This window comes from Arthrobacter crystallopoietes BAB-32 (genome assembly GCF_000328305.2).
GTDB lineage: Bacteria > Actinomycetota > Actinomycetes > Actinomycetales > Micrococcaceae > Crystallibacter > Crystallibacter crystallopoietes_A.
Window position 1 is genome coordinate 1 of sequence record NZ_ANPE02000212.1, and the last position, 12168, is coordinate 12168.

Consider the following 12168-nt stretch of genomic DNA (forward strand, 5'->3'; position numbering starts at 1 on the left):
GCGCCGATGGTACTGCACCCGGGAGGGTGTGGGAGAGTAGGTCACCGCCGGACACAACATCACAGGTCAAGGGGCACCGCCAACGACGGCGGGGCCCTTGACCCCTTTAACCCGCCCGAACAAGCTCCGGGCCCAGGGCCCCGGGAACGCACCCCCTCGTGCGTCCCCGGGGCCCTTCGCACGTTAACAGCCCCCAAGGTCGGGCGTGCCCTGCGGGCGTGCCCTGCGGCCAGGCCCCCTGGCAGGGGGCCTGCAGCCCGGGACGCGGCGCCAGCTGCCCGGCCGACGGACACCCCCACCCACACACCGCTAGGGTTAGCTCATGAATTCATCTCTGTTTTCGCATGCCGCGCAGCCCCCGGAACCTGCCGGACGGTTGGCACCGGTCAGCTGTGAAGTGACGGTTCCACACGCTCCGGAGCAGGCGTTCGAGGGGTTCACCGACCTTATCCATCTGTGGTGGCCGGTGGCTGACTACGGTGTACTGGGCGGAGCGGCTCATGTGGAGTTTGAGGACCGGGTGCTTACCGAGACGTCCGAACAGGATGAGATCAGTATTTGGGCCGAGATCCTCGAGTGGCAGCCTGCGAGGCTGGTGCGGCTGTCCTGGCATCCCGGCTCGGGGCCGACCGCTGCGAGCGAGGTGGAGGTCGAATTCCTGCCCGAGGGTGCGGAGCGCACAGTGGTCCGGCTCACTCATTCGGGATGGCATAATGTTCCGGACGGCGAAGCGGCGCGGACCAGGTACGTTCACGGTTGGCCGGCTGTCCTGAGCAAGTACTCGAGGTTCATGGGCGGCATCCGCTAGGGCGGCCAGCTGGTTGTCCGGTGGAGGAGGCAGGAGCGGGACGGCACCGTCGGTTCTGCGGTCCAGCGGGCGGGAAGGGAGCGGCTGAGGCCTTTGGCGCCCGTTCCGGCCAGCGGCGCGGGTCCGTCGTCGTTATTGTAATTGTCTGGCTGAGGAGGCCACTGGTTCCATGACCGCATCGATCACCGAGGCGCTGCAGGCGGCGCTGCCTGCGGAGCGTTTCAGCACGAGTGAGGATGTCCTGGCAGCGTATGCCGTGGACCAGGGGCCGGTGCTCGAACACTGGCTGCCGGCGGCCGTCGTGTGGGCCGAGAGCATCGAAGACGTGCAGGCGGTGATGCGCTTGGCCAGCCGGCACGGCGTTCCGGTGGTCTGCCGCGGTGCCGGCACCGGTGTTTCCGGCGGAGCCCACGCCACCCCTGACTGCCTGGTGCTGAGCCTGGAGCGGATGAACCGCATCCTGGAGATTCATCCCGAGGACGAGGTCGCCCGGGTCGAGGCGGGCGTGATCAATGCCGATCTGAATGCGGCGGCCGCGGAGTACGGGCTGATGTATGCGCCGGATCCGGCCAGCTACAAGCTCTCGACGATCGGCGGCAACATCGCCACGAATGCCGGCGGGCTGCGTTGCGCGAAGTACGGCGTCACGCGGGAGTCGGTGCTGGGGCTCGATGTTGTCCTCGCCGACGGATCGCTGATCCGCACCGGGCGGCGGACCTTCAAGGGGGTGGCCGGCTACGACCTGACCGGGTTGTTCGTCGGATCGGAGGGGACGTTGGGTGTGGTAGTCGGCGCGACGCTGCGGTTGCGCTACCTGCCGACGGATGTGCACACGATTGCGGCGTTCTTCCCGGAGGTCACGACGGCGGCGGCCGGAGTGCTGGCGGTCGGCAAGGCCCGGGTGCAGCCCGCCATCATGGAGTTGCTGGACGCCAATACCCTGGTCCAGCTTGACGAGGAGCAGGGATCGGACCTGCGGCAGCGCGGCGGGGCGCTGCTGCTGATCCAGACGGATGGGTTCGGGGCGGAGATCGAGGCGGGCATCATCCGGACGGTGCTGCGGCAGCTCGGTGCGACGGTGACGACCGAGGTCAGCGAGGAAGCCGTGCGGCTGGTGGAACTGCGCAGGCACAGCCGCGGCGCCGAGGTGGACGATGTATTCCGCGTGGGCGAAGACGTTGCCGTGCCACGGTCGCGGCTGGTCCACTACATCGCCGAGCTGGAGCGGATCGCCGCCGAGCGCGGGGTGGGGCTGAAGGTTGTTGCGCATGCCGGGGACGGGAATCTGCATCCGACGTTCTGGGTGCCGGCCGGCGAGACCGACAAGGTGCCGGTCCTGGACGCTGCCTTGGACGAGTCGATCGAGGTCGGCCTGGCGCTGGGCGGAACCATCACCGGCGAGCACGGGGTGGGGCAGTACAAGCTGCGCTGGCTGCCGCTGGAGCAGCGTGAGGAAGTGCTGGAGCTGCAGCGTGGAGTCAAGGAGCTATTCGATCCCCAGGGGCTGCTGAATCCGGGCAAGGCGTTGCCGGAGCGGGTGGAGCCGCAGGCTTCATGAGGCACAGGGTCCTCTCGGGGAGGGCCGGTGCGGCGGACTCCGTAGGTGACCGGGGACAGTGGGGCGGCTGCCGTCGTCGTCGTTAGCGCGTAGGCTGGTGTGGTGCGGAAAGAGACTCTGTGGGAAGCCCAAAAGCGCCGGAACCCGGGCCACTCGGCGTGGTACATCCAGCGGTTCGAGGCGATGCGCTCCGAAGGCATGGACCTTCACGGCGAGGCGCGGCTGATTGATGCGATGGCGGCCCGTGGCAGCCGGATCCTGGATGCCGGATGCGGGCCGGGCCGGCTCGGGGGCGAGCTTGCGGCGCGCGGCCATGAGGTCATCGGCATTGATGTCGATCCGGAACTGATCGAGGCGGCGCGCAAGGATCATCCGGACGTGCAGTGGCTGGTGGGCGACCTGGCGGAGCTTGATTTGCCGGGGCAGGGGATCGCGGAGCCGTTCGACCTCATTGTCAGCGCCGGCAATGTGCTGACCTTCGTGGCGCCCGGAACTGCGCCGGACGTGCTGGTGCGGCTGGCACGGCATCTGGCGCCGCAGGGGCGGCTGGTGACAGGCTTCGGCGCCGGCCGCGGCTACGAGTTCGAGGTGTTCCTGAAGGACGCCGCGGGCGCAGGGCTGGCGTTGGACCACACCTTCGCGACGTGGGACCTGCGGCCGTTCACGCCGGCATCGGACTTCCTGGTGGCTGTCTTCAGCCGGGCTGCCTAAGGGCGGCTACCCGGCGTCGTCGTAATCGGCGAGTCCGGGGCCGCCGGAGCCTGGATCAAGGACGATCGCGGCTTCATCCCGCCGGTGCCGCAGCACGTCGTCGATATAGGCCTGGACGGCTTCGGCTAGCGGGACGTTGCGGTGCTGCGCTTCGGAGATGTACCACCGGTGCTCCAGTACCTGGTGGACCACTTCGGCGGGTTCGAGCTTGCCGGACAGCTCCCGCGGAATGGCTTTGACGATCGGCTCGAAGAGGTGCTTGACCCAGTTGTGGGCGCTGATTTGCTCATCCTGCTGCGGACCGGTGTCGGCCCGGTAGGCGTCAAGGTCGTTCAGCAGCCGCCGGGCCTGGTTCTCCTGGACGTCGATCCCGGTCAGCCGGAGCAGGCGCCGCTGGTGGTGGCCTGCGTCCACGACCTTGGGCTGCAGCTGGACCAGGGACTCCCCGGGGGCCGTCTTGATCGAGTATTCCTCCACATCGAAGCCGAGTTCGTTGAGCCGGCGGATGCGCGCGTTGACCCGCCAGCGCTGGCCGAACTCGAAGGACTCCATCTCCGTCAGCTCGGCCCATAAGTTGCGGTAGCTGTTGAAAATGCGCTCGCTCGTCGCCACCGGATCCACCGTCTCTTCGACCACGCCGCCAGCCATCAGGTCCATCAGTTCGCCGGCGATGTTGACGCGTCCGATCTCCAGGTCGTACTCGCGCTGGCCGGTGGACAGCTCCGGGTACAGCTCGCCGGTTTCCGCGTCCACCAGGTAGGCGGCGAAGGCCCCGGCGTCCCGGCGGAAGAGCGTGTTGGACAGCGAGACATCGCCCCAGTAGAAGCCGAGCAGGTGCAGCCGCACCAGCAGCAGGGCCTGGGCGTCGATGAGCCGGGTGAGCGTTGCCCGGCGCAGGGTCTGCGAGAACACCGCACGGTACGGCATGGAGAACCGCAGGTGCCGGGTGACCAGGGCCGGTTTGAGCTCTTCGCCGGCGGCGTTGCGGCGTCCAGCGATGACGGCCACCGGTTCCACGCAGGGGGCGTTGAGCCGCTGCAGCTTCCGCAGCATGTGGTACTCGTGCCGGGCCACGTGCTCGGTGGTTTCCTTCACCGCGACCACCGAGCCGCCCATGTGCGCGAACCGGACGACGTGCCGGGAGATGCCGCGCGGCAGGGCCGCCAGGTTCTGCACCGGCCACTCTTCCAGCGCGATGTGCCAGGGCAGCTCCAGCAGGTCCTCGTCCACGGAAGCGGACGTGATGCTCAGCGGGCCCAGCCGGGCGGCTTCCATCGGCCCCTGGCTGCGCGGCAGCTTGCCCAGCTGGCGGTAGTCAGTGGGCTCGTTGTGCCAGTCGGCGTCCATGGGCGTGGCAGCTTGCGCAGGAGTCAGGCCTCGGCCTCCACGGGCCGTTCCAGGTCCGCGAGGGAGGCCTGCGGCGTGGCCGGATCATGGCCGCCGAGGCGCAGCCCGGTCTGCGAGTCGAACAGGTGCACGTGGCCCTGCTTGGGCCGGACATAGACGGTGCTGCCGGCGGCCGGCGGGCGGCGGCCGTCGGTGCGGCCGGTGATATCGTGCCGCTTCCCGTCCAGCGTGGTGTGCCCGTAGACGTAGGCGTCCGCGCCGAGTTCCTCAACGACGTCGACGGCCAGTTCGAGCCCCTGGCCGTCCTCGGCGCGCTCGAGGTCCTCAGGCCGGACGCCGAGGGTGACGGTAGAGCCGTGGGCTTCGCCGAGGACGTTGCGCGGCACCGGGTAGACGGTGCCGCCGAACTGGACGCCGCCGTCGGTCACGGGAAGTTCGAGCAGGTTCATCGCGGGGGAGCCGATGAACCCGGCGACGAAGACATTCGCGGGGGCGTCGTAGAGCCGGCGCGGGGTGTCCACCTGCTGCAGGATGCCGTCCTTGAGCACGGCCACGCGGTCGCCCATGGTCATGGCCTCGACCTGGTCATGGGTGACGTAGACGGTGGTGACTCCGAGCCGGCGGGTGAGCGAGGCGATTTGGGTGCGGGTCTGCACGCGCAGCTTCGCGTCGAGGTTGGAGAGCGGTTCGTCCATCAGGAAGACCTGCGGGGAACGGACGATGGCCCGGCCCATGGCCACGCGCTGGCGCTGGCCGCCGGAGAGGGCCTTGGGCTTGCGGTCCAGGTACTGCTCGAGGTCCAGCAGCTTCGCGGCCTCCTGCACGCGGCGGCGGCGCTCCTCCTTGTCCACGCCGGCGATCTTGAGCGCAAAGCCCATGTTGTCCGCCACGGACATGTGCGGATAGAGCGCGTAGTTCTGGAACACCATGGCGATGTCGCGGTCCTTCGGCGGCACGTCGGTGACGTCGCGGTCGCCGATCAGGATCCGGCCGGAGTTGACGTCCTCGAGGCCGGCGAGCATGCGCAGCGAGGTGGATTTGCCGCAACCGGACGGACCCACCAAAACCAGGAATTCGCCGTCGGCAATTTCCAGGTCCAGGGCGTCCACCGCCGGCTTGTCCGTGCCCGGGTACAGCCGGGTGGCACGATCGAACGTTACCGTTGCCATGTTGTTTCCCTTCACGGGCAGGTACGTGCCCGACGATCCGTAGTGAAGCGGGTATTCAGTTGGTGAGCTGGCTCACGCCTCAGTATTGCATGGCAGGTCCGACGGCGGTACGGCGCAGCGCGGCCAGCGTTTCGAGGACGCGGGTAAAGTCTTCCGGCGAATCCACCCGGTGCGCAGCCTCGGAGACGCCCTGTCCGATCCGGATGCCCAGATCCTGCGGCCCGAGGGCTTTGATGGCGTCCTCATCGGTGACGTCGTCGCCGGCGAACACCACGGCGGTGGCCCCGGTGACTCCCCGCAGCAGCTCGATCCCCTGGCCTTTGTCGGAGCTGATCACGGACGATTCGAGGACCCGCTTGCCGTCCTTCAGGTGCACGCCCGCGATGGCGGACAGCTGCTTTCGTGCCGTTTCCGTGGCGGCCAGGGCAATATCGTCCTCGGCGGTGCGGGTGTGGAGTACGACGCCGGCGGGTTTGGCTTCCAGCCGCGTGCCGGCATGCGTGGCAACTACGTTTTCGACGACGGTGGTCGCCTGCCGCAGTGCCAGCGCCTGGTCTTCGGTGAGCGTCAGGGCGGGACTGTCCGGGCCGGTGAAGACCTCGGCGCCGTGGGAGCCGATCAGCAGGGTTTCGTCGCCGGGGGCGGCGACGACACGGAGGCTGTCCAGGGCGCGGCCGGAAATGAAGGCCGTATAGGTGCGGGGCAGCGCGGCGAGTTCACGCACCGCCGCAGCTGATGCCGGCAGCGCGCGGGCATGCTCGGCCCGCTCCACGATCGGGGCGAGCGTGCCGTCGAAGTCCAAGGCAACCAGCAGCTGCTGCGTGCGGCTGACTGCCTGCAGTGCCGCTTCCAGTTCCGGGGCGAGGCCGCCGCTCACGGCTGCTCTCCAAGTTCTTCGGCAGGGTCGACCTGGAGGGCGCGGAGGAAGCTCTGCGACCACTGTTCGACGTCGTTCTGCAGGATCTGCCGGCGCATCGTGCGCATGCGCCGGGTGGCCTCGCCGGGGGAGATATGGATGGCGCGCATGATGGCGTCCTTGAGGCCGTCGATATCGTGCGGGTTGACCAGGATGGCCTGCTTCAGGTGGTCTGCTGCGCCGGCGAATTCACTGAGCACCAAGGCGCCATTGACGCCGGTGCGGGAGGCGACGTACTCCTTGGCCACCAGGTTCATGCCGTCGCGCAGCGCGGTGACCAGCATGACGTCGGCGGCCAGGTAGAGGGCCACCATCTCTTCCTTGGGGTAGCTGTGGTGCAGGTACCGGATGGCGGTGTTGCTCAGCGTATCGAAGGTGCCGTTGATCCGGCCGACCGAGGCTTCGATTTCCTCGCGGAGCAGGCGGTAGGACTCCACGCGTTCGCGGCTGGGACTGGCGACCTGGATCAGCGCAGCGTCCTCCACGGTGACCCGCTCGTCCTCGAGCAGCTCGCCGTAGGCCTTGATCCGGTGCCCGATGCCTTTCGTGTAGTCCAGCCGGTCCACGCCGAGGAGGACCGTCTTGGGATTGCCCAGCTCCTCGCGGATCTGCCGGGCCCTTTCGATGACGTCCGGGCGGTTGGCCAGCTCGTTGATCTGGTCCACGTCGATGGAGATCGGAAAGGCCCCGGCGCGGCAGATGCGGGTTCCGGTCTCCGTCTTGATGTTCACATGCTGGGACTTGATCGCGTGGCCACTGAACCTGCGGACGCAGCGCAGGAAGTTGCTCGAGTCGCTGGGCCGCTGGAACCCGACCAGGTCCGCGCCAAGCAGCCCTTCGATCACCTGGCGGCGCCACGGCAGCTGGGCAAAGATCTCCAGCGGCGGGAACGGAATGTGGTTGAAGAAGCCGATCTTCAGGTCCGGCCGCTGCTCGCGCAGCAGCTTGGGCACCAGCTGCAGCTGGTAATCCTGTACCCAGACGACGGCGCCGGTGGCGGCGACCTTGGCCGTCGCGTCGGCAAACCGCTGGTTCACCTGCTTGTAGCACTCCCACCAGGCGCGGTGGAACTCGGGCGGGGCGATGACGTCATGGTAAAGCGGCCACAGCGTAGCGTTGGAAAACCCCTCATAGTAGAGTTCGACGTCGTCCTGGCTCAGGGGAATGGGGACCAGGCGCATATCATCGTGGTCGAACGGATCGAGGACTTCATCGGCCGAGCCCGGCCAGCCGATCCACGCGCCGTCGGTCTTGGCCATCACGGGAGCCAGGGCTGTTACCAGGCCGCCGGGTGAGCGGCGCCACGAGGTGTCCTCGCCGTCGTCGGTGACACGGTCCACCGGGAGCCGGTTGGACACTACGATGAAGTCGTACTGGCCGTAGTCAGACCCTGCCGGTTCCACGTCCAATGCTGCCGGCTTGCTAACCATGTGAGTCTCCTGACAATTGTGAATCCTGCCATCGACTCTATAAGACGGGAACCGCGGGGAGGCCGACCTGCGTTAATAAACAATGGAACCGCGGGCCAGCAACGCGGTACGGTAAGACTGTTGTAGTTTCAACAAATTGCTCCCAGGGTGGCCGGCCGGCGCCCGAAGACCGAAAGACTTGAGGACTTATGGCAAGCCAGAACACACCGAGGCCGACCAAGGCCGAGCGCACCGCGCAGGCGCGGGACAAAGCCCGGCAGATGCGCGAGGCGGAGCAGCGGAAGCAAAAGCGCAATTCGCTGCTGGTGCGCTGGGGTGTTGTGGCCGCGGTCGTGGCGATTGTGGCGATCATCGCCGTCATCGTCGCCAGCAACCAGCGCGGCGACTTCCCCGACGCCGGGCCGGCGCCTGCGCACGGCAACGAGTACGGCGGCATCACGCTGACCTCCAGCACCGAGCTGGCGACCACGGAGGCGACCACGGTGGACGTCAACAGCGTGGACACGGAAGCGGCCCCGCCGGCCGTTCCATCCGGCGTTGCAGCGGCACCGGAAGGCGAGCCGGCCCAGGTCGTCGTCTATGTAGATGCCGCCTGCAGCCACTGCGCCACCTTCGAGGCGACTTACGGAGACCAGCTCAAGGAATGGCTCGACAACGGCGTCGCCACCGTTGAATACCGCGCCGTGGCCTTCCTGGACCAGCCCGCAACCGGCAACTTCTCCTCGCGCGGCGCCAACGCCATGGCCTGCGTGGCCGACACGGCGCCGCAGAGCTTCCTGCCCTTCGTGGACCTGCTGTTCGAACGCCAGGTTCCCACCGGCATGGACAGCGACGCGCTCGCCGACCTTGCCGCCGAAGCCGGCGCCGAAGGAGCGGAAAGCTGCATCTCGGACGGCACCTACCGCCCGTACGCCAAGTACACCGACACGCTGGCCCGTGCAGACGGAGTCGGCGGAACCCCCGCCGTCTACGTCGATGGCAAGGCCTGGGACAACACCGGCGACTTCGTCGAGTTCGCCCAGCCGATCCTGGACGCCCGCGCCTGATCAAGGCGGCCCGGATGGGCGCCGCGGTTTCACGCCGGGCGCCCATCTGGGCTAACCTTATCTAGCTGGTTTCTCCCAGCACCGCTGGCCACATGCCAGCACGCCTCCTTAGCTCAGTTGGCCAGAGCACCTGTCTTGTAAACAGGGGGTCGCCGGTTCGAATCCGGCAGGGGGCTCGCAAGAACCGCTCAAACACTGGGAAGTAACCCCGGTTTGAGCGGTTTTCTTTTTGCCCAAACACATCAACCCCTCGCTAACCCCTCTCACGCGCGCAAGCTCAACACCTTGCACGACGGCGTGACGCGATTTTCACGGCGGTGTGTTGACATTTTCACGCCAGCGTGAAATTGTCATTGCAGGAGGTGGTGCTACATGCGTAGCGAAGACGAGACTCGGACTGAGTTGATTGACCCGATGTTGGAAGAGGCCGGATGGAAGGCCGAACTTGTTGAAAAGGAATATCTGTACAAGAAGGGAAGGATCCGCCTGCTCGGAGACGAACCTGTAAGGGAGAAGCCGCAGTACGTCGACTACCTGCTGCGCCGGGATGCTCACGGGTTGGCGTTGGCGGTGGTGGAGGCCAAGGACGAAAGTCATAGCGCCGGAGCGGGACTGCAGCAGGCTATGGCGTACGCGAAGGACCTTGGTGTCCGTTTCGCTTACTCTTCGAACGGGCACGGCCTTGTTGAAGCTGACCTCGCTACCGCAATAATTCAAGATCTGGAGACTTTTCCTACGCCCGATGCCCTAATTGCAAGGCAGGAGGAGAAGGCGGAGATGCGGGGGCCGGTAGTTACGAATCGGCAGGGAGTGAAGACGGGTAATCCTCTGATCCAGCCGGTTCCCGCTGTGGCAGGTGGCGGCAGTCTCCGTTATTACCAGGAGGGAGCCGTGACCGCAGCGCTGAGCGCGATGTTGTCTGGACACAAGCGAGGTCTGCTGTCGCTAGCTACTGGAACAGGTAAGACGCGGATTGGTCATACTCTCGCATGGAAGCTTAGGAAATCGGGCTACGCGGAGAAAATCCTTTTCCTTGTCGACCGGTTGAGCTTACTGAATCAGGCCTACAACGATTTCGCAGCGCATGGAGAAGCGCGAGGCATCGTCGCCTCAGGGTCAATCCCGCTGAGCCGCGATATTCACTTCGCCACCTATCAGACGCTCTACACCGCGACAGAAGGGGTGCGAACCTTCGAACGCTACCCGAGGGACTATTTCGACCTAGTCATTGTGGACGAATGCCATCGTTCCGGCTACGGAGATTGGGGCGGAGTTCTTCAACACTTCAACGGAGCCTTTCACCTCGGCTTGACGGCGACGCCAAAGCGGGCGGACTCAATCGATACATATGAGTTCTTCGCCGCCGAGAATCGAGACGCGAAGGGGGAGCCTCAGCCTCTGTATGAGTATTCGCTCGGACAAGGCATCGACGACGGATTCTTGGCGACCTACCAAGTGCTCCGGGTGCGCTCAGACGTGGACGCCAACGGCCTTCGTGTCAGTGAAGAGGTGGCCCGCGGTGCCGACCTTTTCGTTCCGGAGGAGGCCACCGTACGAGACGTGTACGAGATGGCACAGTTCGAGCGCGAAATCATGTTGCCCGACAGGACACAGACCCTTTGCGAACATCTTGCATCAAAGATGCGAACCTGGGGCGTAAACGACAAAACGATGATCTTCTGCGTCTCGATGGAGCATGCGGAGATGGTTCGCTCCAAGATGCAGACACTGTTGGGACCGGAAGCCGGCAAGCTGCAATATGCGGTGAGGATTGTGTCCGAAGAGCGTGACGCGCAGGATTTGCTGGAAGAGTTTCAGCTTTCTGACTCCTCCGAACCGGTAATTGCAACGACTGTGGACTTGCTGTCCACAGGAGTAAACGTCCCTTCCTGCAAGAACATCGTGTTCATGAAGCCGGTCGGCTCACCGACATTGTTCAAGCAGATCATCGGCCGTGGAAGTCGGATCGATGAAGAAACGGGCAAGCTCTTTTTCCGAATCGTCGACTACACGGGTGCCACGAGGCTGTTCGATCAGTGGGACCGTCCGGTATCCCCAACGGGATATGACGGTCCCATCGAGGGGGACGCAGAAGTAGCTGGCATCGTGGTTGACGCAGCGACGGGGTTGCCGGTCACGGGAGCCGCTGTTTCGCTCAGCGTTGAGGGATTGGAGCTGGCGCAGACGGTCACAGACAGCGACGGTCTATTCGCTGTTAGTGGGCTTCCGCAGGTCGTAGTGACGGTAACTGCTGGCCATAAAGGCTACCAAACGAAGCGGGAACGAGTGGATCTCGGCGTGGAGGACGTCAATGACCTTAGTCTTCGACTCCCCGTTGTTGACGATCGTGCTGGCCTCATCCGCATCTCGGGGATCACTGTGCGTATCGCTGACGAAGTGGAACTGACCGTCGGGCCGGGAACTACACCGATGACTTCTGATGAGTACTTCGCGTATGTCAAGCAAGAGGTGTTGCAGGTAACCTCCTCAGCCGATCAGCTGGCCAAGCTCTGGAGCGATCCGGATGACCGGCAAAGCTTGCTGGAGTCTCTCTCCAAACAACACGTCGAACTGACGATTCTGGAGATGCTTTTGGATCGACCCGACGTGGATGGGCTCGACTTGCTAAGTCACGCCGCCTTCGGCCAAACCATGCTCACCCGTGAGCAGCGGTCACGCCGGATAGAGCAGTTCCAATTTGATGGGCTTTCCACAATGACGGAACTTCAGCAGGAGATCGTCGACCACCTGCTTGACAAGTATCGAGTGGCCGGAGTGAACGAGATTTCAAGTGCCGCAGTATTCAAGCTGACGCCCTTCGCCGATCAATACGGGGGTGTCCGTGGTGTTAGCCGAGCGTTTGGCGGTGCACTGCAGCTTCGGGAACTGCTTAACGCTCTCCAGGCAGCCCTCTACATTTCCGATGAGTCCGGCCCAAGCGGCAACCATTCGGTAGAGCCGTAAAATTAATCACCTACGTCAGAACGATTGGACCGTAATTTGAAGCACCAACAGTCGCTTGAGAGGCTGATCAAGACCGCCTCGGACAAGATGCGAAGCGACGACAACACCAAGGGCACGACCAAGTACTTGGAGCATTTCTCGTGGCTCCTGTTCCTTCGTGTGTTCGAGGAGCTCGAGAACGAACGCGAGGAAGAAGCCCTAATCGATGGGAAGCCATTC

Annotated in this window: 10 protein-coding genes and 1 tRNA gene; 7 read left to right on the forward strand and 4 right to left on the reverse strand. The window is 65.2% G+C overall.

What is annotated here, in order from left to right; all coding sequences use genetic code 11:
* Window positions 1-322 precede the first annotated feature (322 nt).
* The 3 genes from D477_RS16645 to D477_RS16655 all read left to right on the forward strand — a co-directional run bounded on the left by D477_RS16645 (window position 323) and on the right by D477_RS16655 (window position 3077).
* Entirely contained in the window at window positions 323-808 is a 486-nt protein-coding gene (locus tag D477_RS16645) for an SRPBCC domain-containing protein (RefSeq protein ID WP_043847407.1), read from the forward strand.
* A 169-nt stretch (window positions 809-977) separates the two neighbouring features.
* Window positions 978-2366 (forward strand): FAD-binding oxidoreductase, encoded by a 1389-nt coding sequence (locus tag D477_RS16650; RefSeq protein ID WP_005272266.1) that lies wholly within the window; start codon window positions 978-980, stop codon window positions 2364-2366.
* A 102-nt stretch (window positions 2367-2468) separates the two neighbouring features.
* Window positions 2469-3077 carry a class I SAM-dependent methyltransferase gene (locus D477_RS16655; RefSeq protein ID WP_005272269.1) on the forward strand — a complete coding sequence of 203 codons (609 nt, stop codon included), beginning with the start codon at window positions 2469-2471 and terminating at the stop codon, window positions 3075-3077.
* Window positions 3078-3083: 6 nt separating this feature from the next.
* Here D477_RS16655 and D477_RS16660 read toward each other — a convergent pair whose 3' ends face one another.
* The 4 genes from D477_RS16660 to otsA form a co-directional block, all read right to left on the reverse strand.
* The gene (locus D477_RS16660; RefSeq protein WP_005272272.1) at window positions 3084-4424 is read right to left on the reverse strand and encodes a DUF4032 domain-containing protein; all 1341 of its coding nucleotides are present in this window, start codon (window positions 4422-4424) and stop codon (window positions 3084-3086) included.
* A gap of 23 nt (window positions 4425-4447) precedes the next feature.
* The gene (locus tag D477_RS16665; protein WP_005272274.1) at window positions 4448-5593 is read right to left on the reverse strand and encodes an ABC transporter ATP-binding protein; all 1146 of its coding nucleotides are present in this window, start codon (window positions 5591-5593) and stop codon (window positions 4448-4450) included.
* 79 nt (window positions 5594-5672) lie between these two features.
* The gene (gene otsB, locus D477_RS16670) at window positions 5673-6470 is read right to left on the reverse strand and encodes a trehalose-phosphatase (RefSeq protein WP_005272287.1); all 798 of its coding nucleotides are present in this window, start codon (window positions 6468-6470) and stop codon (window positions 5673-5675) included.
* Complete coding sequence (otsA, locus tag D477_RS16675; protein ID WP_005272289.1) at window positions 6467-7939, reverse strand: alpha,alpha-trehalose-phosphate synthase (UDP-forming); 1473 nt, start codon at window positions 7937-7939, stop codon at window positions 6467-6469. Before otsA ends, otsB begins: the two co-directional genes overlap by 4 nt.
* A 188-nt stretch (window positions 7940-8127) precedes the next feature.
* Here otsA and D477_RS16680 point away from each other — a divergent pair, with 188 nt between their 5' ends.
* From D477_RS16680 to D477_RS16695, 4 genes are all read left to right on the forward strand, one after another.
* Complete coding sequence (locus D477_RS16680; RefSeq protein WP_005272291.1) at window positions 8128-8985, forward strand: DsbA family protein; 858 nt, start codon at window positions 8128-8130, stop codon at window positions 8983-8985.
* A 102-nt stretch (window positions 8986-9087) separates the two neighbouring features.
* Window positions 9088-9161 (forward strand) — tRNA-Thr (locus tag D477_RS16685).
* A 196-nt stretch (window positions 9162-9357) separates the two neighbouring features.
* Window positions 9358-11949: a type I restriction endonuclease subunit R gene (locus D477_RS16690; RefSeq protein ID WP_005272294.1), complete on the forward strand. Its 2592-nt coding sequence runs from the start codon at window positions 9358-9360 to the stop codon at window positions 11947-11949.
* A gap of 36 nt (window positions 11950-11985) precedes the next feature.
* Window positions 11986-12168 (forward strand): type I restriction-modification system subunit M N-terminal domain-containing protein (locus tag D477_RS16695; RefSeq protein WP_005272296.1); only part of this gene is annotated, 183 nt, incomplete at its 3' end.

Excerpts from the sequence above, each read along its gene's own strand:
- D477_RS16690 (WP_005272294.1), top strand. The coding sequence starts at position 9,358 with ATGCGTAGCGAAGACGAGACTCGGACTGAGTTGATTGACCCGATGTTG.
- D477_RS16645 (WP_043847407.1), top strand. The coding sequence starts at position 323 with ATGAATTCATCTCTGTTTTCGCATGCCGCGCAGCCCCCGGAACCTGCC.
- D477_RS16660 (WP_005272272.1), bottom strand. The coding sequence starts at position 4,424 with ATGGACGCCGACTGGCACAACGAGCCCACTGACTACCGCCAGCTGGGC.
- otsA (WP_005272289.1), bottom strand. The coding sequence starts at position 7,939 with ATGGTTAGCAAGCCGGCAGCATTGGACGTGGAACCGGCAGGGTCTGAC.
- D477_RS16680 (WP_005272291.1), top strand. The coding sequence starts at position 8,128 with ATGGCAAGCCAGAACACACCGAGGCCGACCAAGGCCGAGCGCACCGCG.
- D477_RS16665 (WP_005272274.1), bottom strand. The coding sequence starts at position 5,593 with ATGGCAACGGTAACGTTCGATCGTGCCACCCGGCTGTACCCGGGCACG.
- D477_RS16650 (WP_005272266.1), top strand. The coding sequence starts at position 978 with ATGACCGCATCGATCACCGAGGCGCTGCAGGCGGCGCTGCCTGCGGAG.